Origin of the sequence: Akkermansia muciniphila (genome assembly GCF_030848305.1) — a bacterium.
GTDB classification, from domain to species: Bacteria; Verrucomicrobiota; Verrucomicrobiia; order Verrucomicrobiales; family Akkermansiaceae; genus Akkermansia; species Akkermansia muciniphila_A.
In genome coordinates this window covers 387,609-406,980 of record NZ_CP114598.1, presented here as the reverse complement: position 1 = coordinate 406,980, position 19,372 = coordinate 387,609, and the positions used below count along the sequence as shown (strand labels likewise).

Sequence of the window (19,372 nt, the reverse complement as noted above, 5' to 3'; positions counted from 1 at the left end):
GGACATGATTCCGGGGGAGAGGGCAGGATGACGGCATGCCTGAAGATTTTCCCTGCATTCCTTTTGTCAGAACGCGCCAGGTAGCTTTTCATGATACGGATGCTTCCGGGGTGGCCCATTTCTCCCGTCTGCTTTGTTTGGTGGAGGAAGTGGAGCACGAGTACCTGCGTTCCCGGGGAGTGGAGATTTTTTCCCCAGACTGCGGCTGGCCCCGCGTGCATGTGGAGGCGGATTACTCCAGCTCCGCGGGGCTGGGAGATTGGCTGAGCATTGAATTAAGTCTGGGAACGGTGGGAACCAGTTCTCTGGAATGGAAATTTGCCGTGTTTCATTCCGGGCGTCCGGTGATGAGGGGAAGATATGTGGTCGTTCGTTTGGGGAGGGGCGGCAAACCTCAGGCAATTTCAGAATCGGAGAGGGAATGCCTGATTTCAGGCTTTTCAAAAGGAGGAGATGTCTGTAAATAAAGCCCATGTCTTCTAAAAAGCCTGTCGTTCTTGTTATTCGCGACGGCTGGGGCCGCAATCCGTTGGGGCCTGATGTCGCGAAAGAGTACGGTGACGCCACTGTTCTGGCTGATACCCCCTTCACTGATTACCTCCTTGCCAACTATCCCCATAGCCTGCTGGGCGCTTCCGGGGAGGATGTGGGCCTTCCGGACGGTCAGATGGGCAATTCCGAGGTAGGGCATTTGAACCTGGGCGCGGGCCGCGTTGTCTTTCAGGATCTCTGCCGGGTGGACAATGCCATCAAAGATGGTTCCATGGGGGAAAACGCCGTGCTGAAGACCGCTTTTTCCCAGGCCGCTTCTTCCCGCCTGCACCTGCTCGGCCTGGTGAGCGACGGCGGCGTGCACAGCCATATCAACCATTTGATCGGCATCGTCAAATATGCTTATGAAGCGGGTGTCCGCGATATCTGCATCCATGCCATTACGGATGGTCGCGATTGTTCGCCGACCAGCGGAGCCGGTTTTGTCCGCCAGCTGGAGGAAGCCGTCAGGCCGTACGGCGCCAAAATTGCCACGGTTGTCGGCCGTTTCTATGCGATGGATCGGGACAAACGCTGGGACCGCAATAAGCTGGCATGGGATGCCATCGTGCTGGGACGCGGCGAACAGTGCTCCTGCTCCCCTGCCGAATATGTGGAGCAGTGTTATGCGAAGGGTGAGACGGATGAGTTCCTGAAGCCCGGCATTTTTGCCTATGGCAACGAACAGCGCGTACGGGATAACGACGTGGTGTTCTTCTTCAATTTCCGTGCGGACCGCGCCCGGCAGATGAGCGACGCTTTCCTTTATCCCGAATTTGACGGCTTTGACCGTGAAGTGACGCCTAAAGTGCACTATGTGACGTTAACGGAATATGATGCCAAGTATCCCTCTCCCATTGTTTTTGAACAGGAACAGTTGAACAATATTTTCGGGCAGATTGTGTCGGAAGCCGGGAAAACCCAGCTCCGCATAGCGGAAACGGAAAAGTACGCCCACGTTACTTTCTTCTTTAACGGAGGTGTGGAGACCCAGTTCCCCGGAGAAGACCGCATTCTTGTTCCTTCCCCCGGGAAGTGGCCACTTATGACCTGAAGCCCCAGATGAGCGCGGCGGAAGTGGCGGATAAGTTTGTGGACGCTGTGGACAAGTACGATGTGGTCATCATGAATTTCGCCAATGGGGACATGGTGGGCCATACCGGATTTGTGGAAGCCGGCATTGCCGCCTGCGAAGCGGTGGACAGCGCCTTGGAAAAGTGCGTGAAGAAGGTGTTGGAACTTGGCGGCAAGCTGCTTATTACGGCGGATCACGGCAATGCCGAACACATGCGCAATGAGGATGGTTCCCCGAATACAGCCCACACGACCAACCTTGTGGACCTTATTTATGTGGCGGCTGATAAGGATCAGGTAACCCTTTCCAATGGCATTCTGGCGGATGTCGCTCCCACGTTGCTGAGCCTGATGGGGTTGAAACAGCCTGCTGAAATGTCCGGGCATTCCTTGGTGGCGTCCAGGAAATAGCGGTCTGCCTGGTTAATTCATGAAATCCGTTTCTGGATGCGTTCCGGAAACGGATTTTTTATGTCATATTTTCCGGACAGGGCAAAATGGGACAGCTGGCGGATGCGCAATGAATAGCCCGGCTGCCGTTTTTGATGAAAAAAACTTTTTCGCGAATTCTGATGACAGGCGTGTTTTGTTCGTGTCTCTCCCGCGCTTCAGGCATTTTTTTGCGGTAAGGGGCCGGACATGAAGAAATAGTTTTTCTGCCTGCGGGGAAATTTTTCTGTTTTATTCTTCATCTGTGGAGAAACTGCCGGACGGGGAAGAAAAAGGGTCCCGGGAATCCGAAATGGAGTTTTGGAAGGAGCGGGGAAAATGGCACGGATAAAATATTTAGGAAAAGATGAATAAAAGACTTGTCATGATATAAAATCACGTTATATTGGCCGTCCCCAAACGTGCCGAAAGGCACAAGAAATACGTTTTCTATCGGGTTTGCCTCCGGAAAAAAGGCGCGCTTCCTGCTTATAAAAAGGAATGTTCGCCTTGAATATCGGATCAGACCGACGAACCACAACCAAAGCAGGAAAACATGCCGACCATTAATCAGCTCGTCCGCAAGGGACGTATTACTCCGGAAGAGAAGTCCAAATCACGTGCTCTTCATAGCTGTCCGCAACGCCGCGGTGTTTGTCTCCAGGTGATGACCCGTACGCCCAAAAAGCCGAACTCGGCTCTCCGTAAAGTGGCTAAAGTCCGTCTTACCAATGGTGAAGAAGTGATCGCCTACATTGGCGGTGAAGGTCATAACCTTCAGGAACACTCCATCGTGCTTGTTCGCGGCGGTCGTGTGAAGGACTTGCCGGGTGTTCGCTACCATATCGTCCGCGGCGCTCTTGACTGCCTCGGTGTTGACAAGCGTCGTCAGGGCCGCTCCAAGTATGGCGCCAAGCGTCCGAAGGCTGCTGCCAAGTAAACCAAACATCTTACCTACTATATATTATGGCTCGCCGTAAACGCGTTTATAGAAAAATCGAACGTCGTGACCCCCGTTACGACAGCGCTCTTGTTGGCAAACTGATCAGCAAGGTTATGCTGGATGGCAAGCGCTCCCTTGCGGAACGCATTGTTTATGCCGCTATTGACATGGCTAACGAAGGCACGGACAGCATTGATCCTCTGGAAGTGATCACTCGCGCCATTGAAAATGCCAAGCCCCGTGTGGAAGTGAAGAGCCGCCGCGTCGGTGGCGCTACTTACCAGGTGCCGCTTGAAGTGGATCCGGCCCGTTCCGAATCCCTGGCCATGCGCTGGATTGTGAACTATGCCCGCAACCGCAAAGGGGTGCCGATGCACAAGGCTCTCGCCAACGAAATCAAGGAAGCCGCCAACAATCAGGGTTCTTCCGTTCGCAAGCGCGACGACGTTCATAAAATGGCTCAGGCCAACCGCGCCTTTGCTCATTTCCGCTGGTAATTCCTTCCGCGACTGTCAGCCGAATCATTCACTTTCGATCACTACAGATACTTTCCAGACACTATGTCCGATCACGTAAATAATCCCAATCGCAAGGCTCCCCTTGAGCGTTACCGCAATATCGGTATTTCCGCTCACATTGACGCCGGCAAAACCACGTTGTCCGAGCGTATTCTTTTCTACACCGGCATGATTCACAAGATTGGTGAAACCCACGACGGTTCCACCACGACCGACTGGATGGAGCAGGAACGCGAACGCGGTATCACCATTACCTCTGCTGCTGTCACCACCAACTGGAAGCAGGTGAAGAATGAAGGTATCAGCAAAGTGTTCGAAGGCGAAAATTTCCAGCTGAACATTATCGACACTCCCGGACACGTTGACTTTACCGCTGAAGTGGAACGTTCCCTTCGCGTGCTTGACGGCGCCATCGTGGTGTTCTGCGGCGTGGCCGGCGTTCAGCCCCAGACGGAAACCGTGTGGCGTCAGGCCACCAAGTACAGCGTGCCCCGCATGTGCTTCGTCAACAAGATGGACCGTACCGGCGCCAACTTCAACAATGTGCTGGACGATATCCACAACAAGCTGGGCGCGAATGCCGCTGCCATTCTGATTCCCATCGGCGCTGAAGACCAGCTCCGCGGTCAGATCGACGTGGTGAACCAGAAGGCCGTCATTTACGCCGACAACGACCGCCTGGGCTCCACCTACACGATTGAGGATATTCCCGACGAACTCAAGGAAGAAGCCGAGCTGGCCTACCATGAACTCGTGAGCCGTGTGGCCGACGTGGACGATGAGCTTGCTGAAAAGGTGCTCATGGAAGAACCCTTCACTCCCAAAGAGCTCAAGGAAGCTATCCGCCGCGCCACCATCGCCAACAAATTTGTGCCCGTTGCCGGTGGCTCCGCTTTCAAAAACAAAGGCGTCCAGTTCCTGCTTGACGCTGTGGTGGATTACCTCCCCTCTCCGGTAGAAACTGTTCCCGCCCATGCGGAAAGCACGCTGGATCCGGAAAAGACCTTCGAAATCACCGCTACGGACGACGCCAAGCCCATGGTGCTGGCGTTCAAGCTCTGGGCTGACAAATTCGTCGGCAAGCTGGTGTTCATCCGCGTGTACTCCGGTGTTCTCAAGAAGGGTGACACTGTGTACAATCCCCGCACCCGCAAGACGGAACGCGTGGGCCGCATTATCCAGATTCAAGCTGACCAGCATACGGATATTGATGCCGTGTACTCCGGAGACATTGCCGCCATCGTGGGGCTGCGCAACGTGACCACGGGCGACACCATCACCAGCCCGGACAATGATATCTGCCTGGAACCCCCCACCTTCCCGGAAACCGTTATTTCCATGGCGGTAGAACCCAAGACCAAGGCTGACCAGGAAAAAATGTCCAATGCTCTGGGCCGTCTGTCTGAAGAAGACCCGACTTTCCGGGTGAAGACTGATGAAGAAACCGGCCAGACCCTGATTTCCGGCATGGGTGAGCTTCACCTGGAAATCATTATTGACCGCCTGATGCGCGAATTCAAGGTGGAAGCCGACATCGGCAAGCCCCAGATTGCCTATCGCGAAACCATTACTGCCCCTGCCCATGGCGACGGCAAGCTGGTCAAGCAGTCCGGCGGCCGCGGCCAATACGGCCACGTGGTCATCGATGTGAAGCCGAACGAACGCGGCAAGGGGCTTACCATTGAAAACAAGATCGTAGGCGGTGCCATTCCCAAGGAATACATGAACGCCGTTTATGCCGGCCTTAATGAAGCCATGACCACGGGTGTCGTCGCCGGTTATCCGGTGGTGGACGTGCACGTTGAAGTGGTGGACGGTTCCTACCACGAAGTGGACTCCAATGAAAACGCTTTCAAGATGGCTGCCATCTTCGCCATGAAGGACGCTTTCAAGAAAGCCAAGCCGATCATGCTGGAACCCATCATGTCCGTTGAAGCTTCCACCCCGACCGATTACCAGGGCGACATCATGGGCGACCTGAACCGCCGCCGCGGCCAGATCAGCAACATGGAAAACAAGGCCAATGCCTGCATTTTGAAGGCTATGGTCCCCTTGTCCGAAATGTTCGGTTATTCCACCGCCATCCGAACCCTTTCCAGTGGCCGCGCTTCCTATTCCATGGAGCCCTCCCACTTTGAACAGGTGCCCCAGAACCTCGTTGACCAGATTGTCAGCGAGAAGGCTAAATAAACAAACCTTTGAAGTATAACCAATAGACCGCACGTCCATGCAAAGTCCAAAAATCCGCATTCGACTCCGCGCATTTGACTACCGCGCTATCGACCGCTCCTCCCAGGAGATCGTTGAAACCGCCAAGCGCACCGGAGCCAAAGTTCACGGCCCGATTCCGTTGCCGACCCGCATTGAAAAGTTTTCTGTGAACCGCTCCGTTCACGTCAACAAAAAATCGGCCGAACAGTTTGAAATCCGCACCCACAAGCGTCTGCTCGACATTGTCGATCCGACCGCGCGCACGATTGATGAGCTCAAGAAGCTTAATCTTCCGGCTGGGGTGGACATCACGATCCGCATCTAGTTTGGCACCCGGATAAGTAATTAAAAAACAGAAAGACACACTACAATGGCTCTAGGACTTATCGGAAAAAAGGTCGGCATGACCCGTCTGTTTGACCAGGAATCCGGCGCTATGGTGCCCGTGACCGTCATTGACGTCAAAGGCAACACCTTCGCTCAAATTAAAACGGAAGAGAAGGACGGCTACAATGCTATCCAGGTCGCCTTTGATGCGCAGAAGGAAAGCCGCGTGGCCAAGCCTCAGGCTGGCCACTTCAAGAAACTGGGCATCCAGCCTACCAAACTTCTCAAGGAATTCCGCGTAGAAGCATCCGAACTGCCTGCTGAAGGCGCTGAAGATCCCGGCGTGGATCTCTTTTCCGCCGGACAGTGGGTTGATGTGATCGGAACTTCCAAAGGCAAGGGGTTCCAGGGCGCGATGCGCCGCCACAACTTCCACGGTTCTCCCGCCGCCCACGGTTCCATGATGCACCGCCGTACCGGCGGCGTAGGCGGCTGTTCCACACCCGGCCGCGTCTGGAAGAACCAGAAGATGCCCGGACAGATGGGCAATGCCAAGCGCACGGTGCAGAACCTTAAGGTCGTCGCCGTTCGTCCGGAAGATAATGTCATTCTTATCTCCGGCGCTGTGCCCGGCGCGCGCGGTTCCTACCTCGTGATTCGCCCCGCCAAGAAGAAGTAAGGCTTTAGTTAACCTCACATTGATTATAGGAAAACCTATCTATGTCCGCAAATACCTTTACATTAGAAGCCGCCGCCGCCGCCAACATCCAGGTTGTAGGCAGTGACAAGGGCTCCCAGGCTGTGCATGACCTGATCGTGGCTTACCAGGCGAACCGCCGCACCGGTTCCGCCAATTCCAAGACCCGCGCAGAAGTCAGCGGCAATAACAAGAAGATCTTCCGTCAGAAGGGCACCGGTAATGCCCGTCACGGCGATAAGCGCGCTCCCATCTTTGTGGGCGGCGGCGTGGTCTTCGGTCCCCGTCCCTGCGACTACAGCAAGAAGGTGAACAAGAGCACCCGACGCCTGGCTCTGCGCCGCGTTCTGGGTGACCTGATTGCCGCTTCCAAGGTCAGCACCGTTTCCGAATTCTCCGTGGCTGACGGCAAGACCAAATCTTTCATCAAAGCCGTCAAAGACCTGACGGACGCCAAGAAGGTGCTCATCGTGGCAGCTTCCTTTGACGAAACCACTTACCGTGCCGCCCGCAACGTTCAGGAAGTCCTCCTGATGACCGCCGCGGAAGTGAACATTGAACAGCTCATGAATGCTGATGCAGTGATCCTCGTTGACAACGCTTTAGAAACCCTCGCCAGCCGTACTGCTTAAGAAGCCATGAAAGACATTTACCAAGTCATCAAGAAGGTGCGCATCAGCGAAAAGGCCACCATGCTCCAGGAAACTACCGGCGAGCTGGTCTTTGAAGTTGATCGTGACGCCAACAAAATCGAAATCAAAAAGGCTGTCGAAGTCGCTTTCGGCAAGAAGGTCGCATCCGTGCGTACCGCCAACTATGACGGCAAACTCAAGCGCCAGCGCCGCTCTGATGCAGGTCGCACCGCTCATTGGAAAAAGGCTTACGTCAAGCTTGCCAACGGTGAAACCCTTGATCTCGTTTAACGCCCCCTACTAGGAAGGAAAGCTATCATGTCCCTCAAGTCATTCAAGCCAGTTACTCCCTCTAACCGTTACAAGGTGTGGCCGTCCTTTGACGAAATCACCACCTCTACCCCGGAAAAGAGTCTCTGCAGACCCCTCAAGAAATCCGGCGGCCGCAACAACAACGGCCGCATCACCACCCGCCATATTGGTGGTGGTCATAAGCGCAAATACCGTCTGGTGGACTTCAAGCGCAACAAGTTTGACGTGCCCGCTACCGTTCTTACGATCGAATACGATCCCAACCGCACCTGCCGCATTGCTCTGATTGAGTACAAGGATGGTGAAAAATCCTACATTCTGGCCCCCACGGGGCTGCAGGTGGGCATGAAGGTGGAAAGCGGCCAGAAGGTTGCTCCCAAGGTAGGCAATGCCATGCCCTTGAAGAACGTTCCTCTGGGTACTTCCGTTCACAACATTGAAATTCGTCCGGGTTCCGGCGGCAAGGTTGCCCGCGCTGCCGGCCAGCAGGCCATCGTTTCCAACCGTGAAGCAGGCTACGCGCTGATCAAGATGCCTTCCGGTGAAATCCGCCGTTTCAATGAAGATTGCTACTGCACGATCGGTCAGGTGGGCAATACCCAGCACATGAATGAAATGTCCGGCAAGGCCGGCCGTACTCGCTGGATGGGTGTTCGTCCTACCGTGCGCGGTATGACGATGAACCCTGTCGACCACCCGAACGGTGGTGGTGAAGGCAAATCCAAGTCCGGTGGCGGTCGCCAGCACCTCAAATCTCCGTGGGGCCACGTCAAGGGCCAGAAGACCCGCCGTCTCCGCAAGCCCAGCGACTCCGTCATCGTACAGCGCCGCAATGCCAAGTAATCAATATATTATAACTTTAACTAGGATTATATAACATGGGACGTTCTCTCAAAAAAGGCCCTTTTGTCAGCCAAAAGCTTCTTGCCAAGATCGACGCTCAGCTTGAATCCGGCGACCGCAAGCCGATCAAGACCTGGAGCCGCGCATCCATGATTACGCCTGACTTCGTCGGCCTGACTTTCCTGGTGCACGCCGGCAAGAACTTTGCCACCGTGTACGTCACGGAAAACATGGTAGGCCACAAGCTTGGTGAATTTGCTCCGACTCGTGTCTTCAAACAGCACGGCGGTATCGGTAAGAAGTAATCAGTAAGTTAACAATCAACATGTCGAATTCTTCTTCCATCCTTGCATACTCTCTTACCACCCTTGTAGGGCTGGGCGGGGCGTTGCAGGGAGCGGAAGAGGATACGGCGGCACTGACGCGCAGAATCGAGCGCCTCGAAAAGCAGAATGCGGCCCTCAAGGCATCTTATGCCCAGGCCCGCAGCGACGCCGACAAGGCGTCCGCACAGCTGGTGGACATCCGTTCCAGGCTGGAAGCTTTGGGGGGCGCTGCGCTAGGTAACAGCGAGGAACGCCTGATTCAGGCGATGGCGGACATCGAAGCCTTTAATGACCGCATCCAGCGGCTGGAGCAGGCGTCCGTCAAGCTCTCCGGAGCCATCCTTGCCTACATGAAACAAGCCATATCCGAAGATGCGAACGCCAGGACGGCTGTGGAGAGTTCTCTGCGCCTGCTGGAATCCGTTCTGGGATACAGGCAACAGCCCGTGCGAGATGGCGCGGGAACCCTGGCGGAAGCCAAGGTGCTCAGCATTGATTCCGAGTCCGGAGTGGTGGTGCTGAATACCGGCAGAACGGCAGGAATGCAAGTCGGGATGCCGGTTCGGTTAACCCGGGGAGCTCAAACCATCGGAGAAGCCGTAGTCACGGACGTCCGCAAGGAAGTATGTGGCGCGCTTGTTCAGAAGCTTGAGACGCCTGCCGATCCGGTGCGCGTCGGAGATTCTGCCTCAGTAAAAACCAACGACTAAATCATCTTCATAATAACCTGCACTACGAGGAAAAACCCATGGAAGTGAAAGCTGTTTACAAATACGCCCGCATCTCCGCCAAGAAGATGCGCGATGTTGCTCAAGAAATCCAAGGCTTGTCCGTCTCCCAGGCGACCGACATCCTGTCCTACACCCCCAAGAAGGGTGCCTACCTGCTGAATAAGACGCTCAAGTCCGCGCTGGCCAACGCCGAAAATAATGCGGAACTGTCCGTTGATACGCTGGTGGTCAAGTCCGTCATGGTCGATGAGGGCCCCACGATGCGCCGCACGATGCCCCGCGCCCGCGGATCCGCCAACATGATCCGCAAGCGCACATCCCATATCACCGTTATCCTGGCCGATCAAGAAGGCTAGGCCATACCAATCTAACACACATATAGCTGAACTAATATCATGGGTCAGAAAGTAAATCCAATCGGGTTCCGCCTCGCCGTCAACAAGGACTGGCGCTCCAAGTGGTACGCCACGGGCCAGGATTACGCCACCAAGCTGCATGAAGACTTGGTGATGCGCAAGTACATCAAGGAACAGTTGATGTCCGCCGCCGTTTCCAGCATCGTGATTGAACGCGCCTGGAACAGTGTCCGTATCACCGTCCACACTGCCCGTCCGGGTCTTGTCATTGGCCGCAAGGGCGAGGAAATTGAAAAGATCCGCCAGTATCTCCAGGGCCTGTGCGGCGCTTCCACCCAGGTCAACATTGACATTGTGGAAATCCGCTCCCCTGAAACGGACGCCCAGCTTATTGCAGAGAACGTGGCTGTCCAGCTGGAACGCCGCGTTTCCTTCCGCCGCGCCATGAAGCGCGCCGTGCAGGTTGCCATGGAACGCGGGGCCGACGGCATCCGCATCCGTTGCGCCGGCCGTCTTGGCGGGGCTGATATTGCCCGTGCCGAATGGTACCGCGAAGGCAAGGTGCCGTTGCAGACGCTCCGCACTCCGATTGACTACGGTTTCGCCGAAGCCCGTACCCTGTACGGCATCATCGGTGTGAAGTGCTGGGTCAACAAGCGCGATGAAGTCGTCTCCCAGCAGAATTCCCGTCCGTCCGGCCCCCGCGGACCCCGTCGTCCGCGCGCCTGAGAAAGCCGCTACCACATTTGTTCATCACACTTAACACAAGGAGGAATAAGATATGCCTTTAATGCCCAAGAGAGTGAAGCACCGCAAGATGCACCGCGGCAGCCGTTCCGGCAATGCCACCAGCGGTACCTATGTTGCTTTTGGTGACTTCGGCCTTCAGGTGCTCGACCGTGGTTGGATCACCAACAACCAGATTGAAGCCTGCCGTATTGCGATCAACCGTTACCTGAAACGTAAAGGTAAGGTGTTCATCCGCATTTTCCCGCAGAAATCCTTTACGTCCCGTCCCCCGGATACCCGTATGGGTAAGGGTAAGGGCGCTGTGGAAGGCTGGGTAGCCGTTGTCCGTCCCGGCAACATTCTGTTTGAAGTAGGCGGCGTGACCGAATCTCAGGCGCGTGAGGCCCTTCGGCTGGCTTCCAACAAGCTGGGCGTATCAACCCGCTTCGTCTATCGTCAAGGCGTTCAACACTAAAGCTACTCATCACCATGTCCGATAAGAACTCCGCCAAAGAACTTCGTGCTATGTCCGCCAAGGAGCTTTCCGCTCTGGTGCGCAGCCTTCGTGAAGAACTTTTCAATCTCCGCCTCCAGCAGGCTACCGGTCAGCTGGAAAACAACCAGAGAATCCGCACCGTCCGCAAGGACCTTGCCCGCGCCCTTACCATTCAGGGCGAAACCGGGGAGGTTTAATTGAGGATTTCCGGTAATTACAGAATATTCTAACACTTTTAGAATCCAATGTCCGAACAAACCGAAACAACCAAGAAGCCCGGCCTTCGCAAGACGCGCGTCGGCGTGGTGACTTCCACCAAGATGGACAAGACCATCGTTGTGGAGTACGTCGCCCGCGTTCCGCACCCCAAGTTCAAGAAGATCGTCAAGAAGAGCAAGAAGTTCTATGCCCACGACGAGAATTCCACGGCCAAGGTAGGCGATAAGGTACGTATCGTTGAAACCCGCCCGCTTTCCAAGCTGAAGTGCTGGGAACTGGTGGAAGTGCTTACCCATTAATCAGGAATCAACCATTAAGTAAAGGAGATTTGATACCATGATCCAGATGGAATCCCTAGTCCAGGTAGCCGACAATACCGGCGCCCGCTCCGCCAAGATGATTGGCGTTATCGGCAAGCGCACCCGTCAGGCTCACATTGGCGACATTATTACCTGCCACATCCGCGAATCCATTCCCACCGCTTCCGTGAAGAAAGGAACCGTGGTGAAGGCCGTGGTAGTACGCACCGCCGCCCCGATCCGCCGTGATGACGGTTCCGTGCTTCGTTTTGACGGCAATGCCGTCGTCATCATCGACAAGGATAACAACCCGCGCGGCACCCGTATTTTCGGGCCAGTCGCTCGTGAACTCCGTGAAAAGAAGTTCATGAAGATTGTTTCCCTTGCTCCGGAAGTGCTCTAATCAAGACGCCTCAGGATTTTAAACGCCGTCCTCTGAAAGGGAGGACGGCGTTTTTTATTGTCCGCATTTTGCTGATCAATTTGCATTGCAGTGTGGTTCCCATATAGGGAAAAGGTTGTCGGAACACATCCCTTGCCTGGCGTACGAGAAGAGGAAGGAGACGTTTTTATTCGGAAGATCCGGGGCAGCGGCCTTATAGCCGTATTTTTCCTGGCCGGCTTTGGGGCGGTTCCTGTTGGTGGATTTTTATAGAATAAGTTACCGGAAGGGGGGTAGGCTTTGCCGGAAGCCGTTCCCTGGAACCAGGAGAAGCAGGAAGGGGCTTTCTGTTCTGTCAAAACGCGGATTTGAAGTGAGGGAACAGGGGAAATAATGGAAGGAACGGACAGATGAGGAATCTCCTTCCAAATGCCTGGCAAGGGGAAAAGAGAAGGCAAGAAACCGGGAACCCGGGAAGTCTGGCGCAGGAGCTAAGGCATTCGTTAATGCCTGTGCTGTTCAGTTCGGCATTTTCCCAGCTGCTGGGAGGAACCGCAGGCCGGGCAACGGAACCAGCGGAAGAGGAATATATGCAGCGCCGTGGCAAATACGTAGCCGAACAGGGGAATGTGGTGGGCCGCCTTATTGCGAGTGTATTTTTTAAAGGAAAAGACATGAGCCCTGCACACGCTGCATTTCCGGGGAAGCGCCAGGGAGAGATAGAGAATCATCGCCAGAATCCAGGGGCCGAAGCAGAGGCTGATTAATGGCCAGCCTCGTTCTCCATTGAGAAGCACAAGAGTGGTGACCGAAATGGAGAAGAGGATGCAGACGAACAGGAGCAGGACGGTAACGGCTCCCATCCATGTCCGGAAGGAGGTCATGTGCTTGATGCCCTTTTTGCGAAGGTAGGTTTTCGGCTTCTTGAGGGTGTGAACATGTTTTGCGGGATGGTAGCAGTGTTCTTCCTGCAGCCTGGCCTTGGCGGAGAGATGTTTTGGCGGACCGTCCGTATGGGAACGTCCCCGTTCCTTTCTGTTTTCTGAAGAATCAGTAACCGGAGGGTCAACAGGCGTGGCAAGGGGGAGGGCGTCTTCCTCATGGGAGGGAAGAAGCTCCGGTTCCGGCGCCGTGGGAGAGGAAAGAGCCTGATTCACCCATTCCCTGAAAACGGGAGCGGAAGGAATTTCCGTTTGCAGTTTCAACATCCGTTTTGCCTGGTGGAGTTCAGGCAAAACGGTGGAGGGGTCCGCGGAAGCGAATTGTTCAAGAGTGCGTATGCCCACCGCTTCAAGCAATTCAATGAATTGCTCGCGGCCGGCAAAGTACTTTTGAATATTATTCATTCCCGGAATGATAGATGGTTAGGAAAGGGAATCAAGCATCCCTTTTAACTGGGATTGTTTTGCTTCCCAGTCCGCCAGACGGGCTTTTTCCTGGTTCACGACTTCCGCCGGAGCTCTTTCCACAAAGCCTGCATTACCCAGCTTGGCCGCGGATTTGGCTATTTCCCTGGCTATTTTGTCCAGTTCCCTGCCCAGGCGTTCCTTTTCCGCTTCCACGTCAATAAGGCCTTCCAGAGGCAGGAAGAGTTCCCCAAGCGGCGTGAGGGTTGCCGGCGTTCCTTTGGGAGAGGAGTAGGCCGCGTCCCGGATGACGGATTTGGCGTTCGCCAGAATGGCCAGGCGGGAGAGAAGGTCCTGGGGAACGTCGTGGGGAGTTTTCAGGATGAAGCTGACGTTTTTATTGTTGGAAAGGTCGTATTCCGCTTTCAGGTTGCGGGCCTTGTTGGCCGTTTCATAAAGAGCCGCGGCCTGGGTATTCGCCAGGGTGATGCGGCTTTCATCAAGTCCCGCCAGAAGGTTTTCGGCAGAGGGGAGGGGAGTGCGCATGAGCGGCAGGCCGCCGTTGCCTTCCGCAAAGCCCAGGGAGGCCCAGAGTTCTTCCGTGATATGAGGCATGACCGGATGCAGAAGAGCCAGGTAGTGCCTGAGCACCGTGTCCATGGTGGTGAGCGTGGCCGCCCGCGCCGCAGGGTCCGCCCCGTCCTTCAGGTCACCTTTGACGGCTTCCAGGAAGCGGTCGCAGTATTCGTTCCAGAAGAATTGGTACAGGGTCTGGATGAGGGCGTTGAATTCGTAGTCCGCCAGCGCTTTTTCTACATCTGCATGCAGTTGCTTGAGCTTGGAGATGATGGAAATATGCACGGACGAGTAGTGCGGGGCCGTTCCTCCCCTGGCATCTCCCTGCATCAGCCGGAAGCGCGTGGCATTGTACAGTTTGTTGGCAAAGTTGCGGCCTTCGCTGATCTGGTTTTCGTCAAAGCGCACATCCGTTCCCGTGGGGGCGATACGCATGAGGCCGAAGCGGAGGCCGTCTGCTCCGTAGTTGGCGATCAGGTCCAGCGGATCCGGGGAGTTGCCCAGGGATTTGCTCATTTTACGCCCGATTTTGTCACGGATGATAGACGTGAAAAAGACGTTGCTGAACGGTTTGTTATGCTGGAAGCGGTATCCGGCCATGATCATGCGCGCCACCCAGAAGAAGATGATGTCCGGTCCCGTGACAAGATCCGTAGTGGGATAGAATTTGGCGCGGGTCTCTTCATCCATGGTGGAGAAAGGCCACAGCCAGGAGGAGAACCATGTGTCCATTACGTCGTTGTCCTGAATCCAGTTGTCCGGGTCCTGAGGCGGTTCGGTTCCCACGTAGAGGAAGCCCTGTTCCAGTGCGGAGGCGTCCAGCGCCGGGGCGTTCTTGAGTTCTTCCGCCTTGTCCTTGCGGTACCAGACGGGGATGCGATGGCCCCACCAGAGTTGGCGGGAGATGCACCAGTCCTGGATGTTTTCCAGCCAGTGGGCGTAGGTTTTCGCCCAGCGCGCGGGGCGAAAAGTGATATCCCCTTCCGCTACGGCGTCCGCAGCTTCTTTTACGCAGGGGTATTTAAGGAACCACTGCATGGAGAGGCGCGGTTCAATCGGGACATTGGCGCGTTCGGAGAACCCGACTTTGTTATCATAGTCTTCTATGTTGACCATGAGTCCGGAGGCTTCCAGCATTTCCACGGATTTACGACGCGCGTCAAAGCGGTCCATGCCGTGAAGTTCGGGTACTTCCGGGCAGTTGATATGACCGTCGGGGGTAAGGATGTCGATAATTTCCAGGTTGAATTTCCGGCCTATTTCAAAGTCGGCCTTGTCATGGGCCGGCGTGATTTTCAGAGCGCCCGTGCCGAATTCTATTTCTACATATTCATCTCCGATGATAGGGATGGGGGTGGGGTTGAGCGGACGCATGACGTTTTTTCCGATGAGGTGGGCGTACCGCGGATCCTTCGGGTTGACGGCCACAGCCACGTCCGCCATGATGGTTTCCGGGCGGGTAGTGGCTACATGGAGGGCGCCGGAGCCGTCTTCCAGTTTGTAAAGAACGGTGTAGAGCTTGCTTTTTTGCTCAGTCATGATGACTTCTTCATCAGAGAGGGCCGTGAGGGATACGGGACACCAGTTGACCATGCGGCGCCCCCGGTAGATGAGCCCTTCCTTAAAGAGTTCAATGAAGACCTGTCCGACGGCTTTGGTGTATTCCTCATCCATCGTGAAGCGTTCGCGGTCCCAGTCGCAGGAGCAACCCAGCTTGTGGAGCTGGTTGATGATGATGCCTCCGTGTTTTTCTTTCCATTCCCAGACTTTTTCCAGGAAGGCTTCACGGCCCAGATCATGACGGCTCTGGCCCGTTGTCTGTTTGAGGTCTTTTTCCACCCTTACCTGCGTGGCGATGCCGGCATGGTCTGTGCCGGGCAGCCAGAGGGCTTCATATCCTTTCTGGCGCGCGCGGCGTACCAGGATGTCCTGGATGGTGTTGTTCAGCACATGGCCCAGATGCAGCACTCCCGTGACGTTGGGGGGAGGGATGACGACAGAGTAGGCAGGCTTTTCAGAAGCCGGGTCAGCCTTGAAACAACCTTCTTCAATCCAGCGGGATTGCCATTTTTCTTCCACCAGGGAGGGATCATATGCTTTGGGCAGATCAGACATGGGCAAAAGGGTAGCATAAAGTTTTTTTCTTTCAATCCCTACCTGTCCGGGAGAGAGGGGAAAGATGTCTCTTTTCCCCCGGAATAATGTGATGAAAAAGCCGCCGGGTTCCTGTCGGATCCCGGCGGCCGGAACGGAGAGTTTTCCGGTTTGTTATTTGACCGTCACAGTGGTCTGAGCCGGCTTGAGGCCGTTGGAGATGACCTGGAGCGTCACTTTTCCGGATTCTCCCTTGCGGGAGCGCAGAACGACCTGGGCAAGGCCGTTGAAGGCCTTGATTTTCATGATTTTCCTGTTTTCCGGATTCGCCATGGTGGTGAAGTCCGTGGGATCGCCGTTGCAGATGCCGGCGATGTCCGCGGGGCCGCTTACCTTGAAGGTGAGCTGGTTTTTGCTCCGGGGCACCATACGGCCCTGGGCATCGCGGACGGCTACGGTGACATAGGACAGGTCATATCCGTCTCCCTTGATTTCGTTGCGGTCCGGCTTGAGGGTGAGCGCCGCAGGTTTTCCGGTAGTGGTTACCGTGTCCGTAGCCCAAATTTTACCGTCCTTTTTGGCGACTACTTTGAGGGTGCCGGGCGTGTATTTGACGTCTTCCCACACGAGGCGGTAACGGTCTTTTTCCCCAGTGCCCTTTTTGCGGACGCCCAGGGATTTCCCGTTCAGGAAGAGTTCCGCTTCATCCCCGCTGGTGTAAACATGCACGGGCGTTACCTGTCCCTTGCGTTCCGGCCAGTTCCAGTGCGGCAGGATGTGCGCCATCTTGACATCCGGCCTCCAGTGGGCCTGGTAGATGTAGAAGCGGTCCTTTTTGAAGCCGCACAGGTCCACGATGCCGAAGTAGGAGCTGCGGGAGGGCGCGCGGTCTCCCAGTTTTTTGAGTTCCGCCATCAGCTTTTCGCGTTCCGGCCCTTCCGGAACGTTCAGGGCGTTGGTGGCGTCCAGGTTGTACGGGGTGGGTTCTCCGATGTAGTCAAAGCCCGTCCATACATATTCTCCCGCGCTGTTGGGGTTGTCTTCCTGAGCGGCGAATTCCACATCCGGACGGTTGGCCCAGCCTGGGGCGTACAGGTCATAGGAACTGACCTGGTAGAGGTAAAATCCCTTGCCCTTGTTCCAGTCCACAGGGAAGAAGTATTCTCCGCGAGAGCTGACGCAGGATGCTGTTTCCGCACCATAGAACGGCTGGTGGGGGCGGTCCTTGGCGAAGCCTTTATAAGCCCAGGGCTTGTAGTTGTAACCGTAAACGTCCAGGGTGTCCCCAAAGCCGTTGCGTGCGGCATTGGCGTTGTTGCAGCCGGAGGTTACTTTGCGCGTGGGGTCTTCCCGGTGGAAAAGATCCGTCAGGGTCTGGGAGATATGGTGAAGATTCGTCATTCCCTGTTCCGGAACTTCATTTCCCGAACTCCACGCAATGACACTGGGGTGGTTGCGGTCCCGGTGGCAGAGGTTGACCACGTCCCGTTCATGCCATTCGTTGAAGGATTCGTTGTTGACGCCTTCTTTGGAGCATTGCCATACGTCGAAAAGCTCGTCAATGACCAGGATGCCCATTTTATCGCACAGATCCAGCACTTCCGGAGCGGGCGGGTTGTGGGATGTGCGGATGGAGTTGACGCCGAATTCCTTCAGGATTTCAATCTGGCGTTCATAGCCTCGCTTGTGGGCGGCGGAGCCGAGCGGTCCCAGGTCATGGTGCTGGCAAACGCCCTTGAGCTGCACGCGCTCCCCGTTAAGGTAGAATCCCGTGGGTTTCCATTCAACGGTTCTTACACCGAAGTTGGTGACTTTTTGGTCGATGATTTTGTCTCCCAGCCGGACCGTGGTTTTCATCTTGTACAGATGGGGCGCGTTGAGCGTCCACAGAGTGGGGTTTTTGAGCGTCAGCGTACTGGTGATTTTGCCTTTTTCCCCGGCGGGAATTTCTTTCCCCTTGGCGGTTGTGGAGGCGACGATTTTACCGCCGTCCAGAATTTCTTCAGTAACAGTGGGGATGACGGCTTTGTCCGTAGTGTTTTTCACCGTGGTGTCCACTTCCACCTTGGCGGCGGATTTGGTGATTTCCGGAGTTTTGACGAAGACGCCCCAGTGTTCGATATGCACAGGATTGGATTCCGTGAGCCACACATGGCGGTAGATGCCGCCGCCCGGATACCAGCGGGAGGAGCTGGGCGGATTGTCCACTCTGACGGCAATGGTGTTTTTCTGCCCGAATTTCAGGAAGGGCGTGATGTCTACGCGGAAGGAGCTGTAGCCGTATTTCCATTCGCCGGCCAGATGCCCGTTCACATAGATTTTCGGGCGGGACATAACGCCGTCAAAGTCCAGGTAGAATTGGTTGCCCTTGGCATCCGCCGGGATTTCCAACGTCTTGCGGTACCAGCCAATGCCGACCCAGGGGAGTTTTCCTGTTCTGTTCTCAATTTCCATCCGGAAGGGGCCTTCCACGCCCCAGTCGTGCGGCAGGTTCAAGGAACGCCAGTTTTTGTCGTTGAAAGAGGGGCTGGAGGGATTGTCCGCGTTGCCGGTTCCGGCGGCGGCCTGAGGGCGGATGATTTCCCCTTTGTCGTTTTTAAAGGTGATTTCACGGATGCTGGCCCAGTTGCTCTGGTTGTTGCCCGTGACGGTGATGCGGAAGTAACGCGGTTTGCCGGTTTTGTTTTCTACCGTGTCTTCCCTGGAGTCGTTTTGCCCGGAAGTTTTGTCTTCAATAGTCGTCCAGCGTTTCCCGTCACCGGAGCCTTCCAGCTTGAAAAGATGGTTGCTTTGTTTTTCCCACAGGATGTTGACGGTTTTCACGTCTGCGGGGCGTCCCATGTCCACGGTGATTTTTTCTCCGCTTTTGCCGCTGTCGGCACACCAGCGGGTGGACTTGTCCCCGTCCACGGCATTGTCCGCCGGATTGCCGGATTCTTCACTGGTGGCAGTGGCGAAGCCCATGGCTTTTCCCGGTTCCGGTTGAGTACTGCCATCCGGCATTTTCCCGAAACGGGCGAATTTCCAGTTCCAATCCAGGCTCTCCGTTTTGGTCGCATCCAGAGGCGCCGCCATGAGGCCGGCGATGCTGAACGCAGTAATGCAGAGGGTCGTGCGTGTAATATTGGTGAACATATCTGTGATATTACGACTGGAAATCTGCGATCTTGCAAGATTTTTATTCAGCGGAATCCGGTTTCAGGCCGGATTCCGTCAACAGGGTTTCACGCGTCAGGCGGGATGACTTGCCGCAGCCGTCCAGTTATGTATGAAGGCGTCTTCCGGAGATATGGGCCAGCGG

The 19,372-nt window shown here is 55.5% G+C and carries 20 protein-coding genes and 1 pseudogene; 18 read left to right on the top strand and 3 right to left on the bottom strand.

Annotation, left to right across the window (positions count from 1 at the left end; all coding sequences use genetic code 11):
* The first annotated feature begins 35 nt into the window (after nt 1–35).
* From O4G22_RS01885 to rplN, 18 genes and pseudogenes are all read left to right on the top strand, one after another.
* A complete protein-coding gene (locus tag O4G22_RS01885) occupies nt 36–467 on the top strand; it encodes an acyl-CoA thioesterase (protein ID WP_306702010.1) in 432 nt (143 codons plus the stop codon).
* Nucleotides 468–472: 5 nt separating this feature from the next.
* Nucleotides 473–2,016: pseudogene (gene gpmI / locus O4G22_RS01880) on the top strand (2,3-bisphosphoglycerate-independent phosphoglycerate mutase).
* Between the two features lie 574 nt (nt 2,017–2,590).
* The gene (rpsL, locus tag O4G22_RS01870) at nt 2,591–2,974 is read left to right on the top strand and encodes a 30S ribosomal protein S12 (protein ID WP_012419365.1); all 384 of its coding nucleotides are present in this window, start codon (nt 2,591–2,593) and stop codon (nt 2,972–2,974) included.
* A gap of 26 nt (nt 2,975–3,000) precedes the next feature.
* Entirely contained in the window at nt 3,001–3,474 is a 474-nt protein-coding gene (gene rpsG / locus O4G22_RS01865) for a 30S ribosomal protein S7 (RefSeq protein WP_012419364.1), read from the top strand.
* Between the two features lie 63 nt (nt 3,475–3,537).
* Nucleotides 3,538–5,685 carry an elongation factor G gene (gene fusA, locus O4G22_RS01860; RefSeq protein ID WP_094137487.1) on the top strand — a complete coding sequence of 716 codons (2,148 nt, stop codon included), beginning with the start codon at nt 3,538–3,540 and terminating at the stop codon, nt 5,683–5,685.
* A 37-nt stretch (nt 5,686–5,722) separates the two neighbouring features.
* Nucleotides 5,723–6,031 carry a 30S ribosomal protein S10 gene (gene rpsJ, locus O4G22_RS01855; RefSeq protein ID WP_012419362.1) on the top strand — a complete coding sequence of 103 codons (309 nt, stop codon included), beginning with the start codon at nt 5,723–5,725 and terminating at the stop codon, nt 6,029–6,031.
* Nucleotides 6,032–6,076: 45 nt separating this feature from the next.
* Nucleotides 6,077–6,712: a 50S ribosomal protein L3 gene (gene rplC, locus O4G22_RS01850; RefSeq protein ID WP_022198349.1), complete on the top strand. Its 636-nt coding sequence runs from the start codon at nt 6,077–6,079 to the stop codon at nt 6,710–6,712.
* 41 nt (nt 6,713–6,753) lie between these two features.
* Complete coding sequence (gene rplD, locus O4G22_RS01845; RefSeq protein WP_012419360.1) at nt 6,754–7,362, top strand: 50S ribosomal protein L4; 609 nt, start codon at nt 6,754–6,756, stop codon at nt 7,360–7,362.
* A 6-nt stretch (nt 7,363–7,368) separates the two neighbouring features.
* Nucleotides 7,369–7,653, top strand: coding sequence for a 50S ribosomal protein L23 (rplW, locus tag O4G22_RS01840; protein WP_012419359.1), 285 nt, complete (start codon nt 7,369–7,371; stop codon nt 7,651–7,653).
* Nucleotides 7,654–7,680: 27 nt separating this feature from the next.
* Nucleotides 7,681–8,517 (top strand): 50S ribosomal protein L2, encoded by an 837-nt coding sequence (rplB, locus tag O4G22_RS01835; protein WP_012419358.1) that lies wholly within the window; start codon nt 7,681–7,683, stop codon nt 8,515–8,517.
* 35 nt (nt 8,518–8,552) lie between these two features.
* Complete coding sequence (rpsS, locus tag O4G22_RS01830) at nt 8,553–8,822, top strand: 30S ribosomal protein S19 (RefSeq protein WP_012419357.1); 270 nt, start codon at nt 8,553–8,555, stop codon at nt 8,820–8,822.
* Nucleotides 8,823–8,842: 20 nt separating this feature from the next.
* Complete coding sequence (locus O4G22_RS01825) at nt 8,843–9,553, top strand: hypothetical protein (protein ID WP_297404337.1); 711 nt, start codon at nt 8,843–8,845, stop codon at nt 9,551–9,553.
* Nucleotides 9,554–9,591: 38 nt separating this feature from the next.
* Nucleotides 9,592–9,930: a 50S ribosomal protein L22 gene (rplV, locus tag O4G22_RS01820; RefSeq protein WP_012419355.1), complete on the top strand. Its 339-nt coding sequence runs from the start codon at nt 9,592–9,594 to the stop codon at nt 9,928–9,930.
* A 39-nt stretch (nt 9,931–9,969) separates the two neighbouring features.
* Nucleotides 9,970–10,659, top strand: coding sequence for a 30S ribosomal protein S3 (rpsC, locus tag O4G22_RS01815; protein WP_012419354.1), 690 nt, complete (start codon nt 9,970–9,972; stop codon nt 10,657–10,659).
* Between the two features lie 52 nt (nt 10,660–10,711).
* Nucleotides 10,712–11,134: a 50S ribosomal protein L16 gene (rplP, locus tag O4G22_RS01810; protein WP_012419353.1), complete on the top strand. Its 423-nt coding sequence runs from the start codon at nt 10,712–10,714 to the stop codon at nt 11,132–11,134.
* Between the two features lie 14 nt (nt 11,135–11,148).
* Nucleotides 11,149–11,352, top strand: coding sequence for a 50S ribosomal protein L29 (rpmC, locus tag O4G22_RS01805; protein WP_022198347.1), 204 nt, complete (start codon nt 11,149–11,151; stop codon nt 11,350–11,352).
* 48 nt (nt 11,353–11,400) lie between these two features.
* Nucleotides 11,401–11,673, top strand: a complete 273-nt coding sequence (rpsQ, locus tag O4G22_RS01800; protein WP_012419351.1) for a 30S ribosomal protein S17 — start codon at nt 11,401–11,403, stop codon at nt 11,671–11,673.
* Nucleotides 11,674–11,710: 37 nt separating this feature from the next.
* Nucleotides 11,711–12,076, top strand: a complete 366-nt coding sequence (gene rplN, locus O4G22_RS01795; protein WP_012419350.1) for a 50S ribosomal protein L14 — start codon at nt 11,711–11,713, stop codon at nt 12,074–12,076.
* A 482-nt stretch (nt 12,077–12,558) separates the two neighbouring features.
* Here the strand turns inward: rplN and O4G22_RS01790 are convergent, their stop codons facing one another.
* The 3 genes from O4G22_RS01790 to galB all read right to left on the bottom strand — a co-directional run bounded on the left by O4G22_RS01790 (nt 12,559) and on the right by galB (nt 19,206).
* A complete protein-coding gene (locus O4G22_RS01790; RefSeq protein WP_295977724.1) occupies nt 12,559–13,401 on the bottom strand; it encodes a DUF4332 domain-containing protein in 843 nt (280 codons plus the stop codon).
* An 18-nt stretch (nt 13,402–13,419) separates the two neighbouring features.
* Nucleotides 13,420–16,092, bottom strand: coding sequence for a valine--tRNA ligase (locus O4G22_RS01785; RefSeq protein ID WP_306713909.1), 2,673 nt, complete (start codon nt 16,090–16,092; stop codon nt 13,420–13,422).
* A 153-nt stretch (nt 16,093–16,245) separates the two neighbouring features.
* The gene (galB, locus tag O4G22_RS01780) at nt 16,246–19,206 is read right to left on the bottom strand and encodes a beta-galactosidase GalB (protein WP_306702007.1); all 2,961 of its coding nucleotides are present in this window, start codon (nt 19,204–19,206) and stop codon (nt 16,246–16,248) included.
* Nucleotides 19,207–19,372 lie beyond the last annotated feature (166 nt).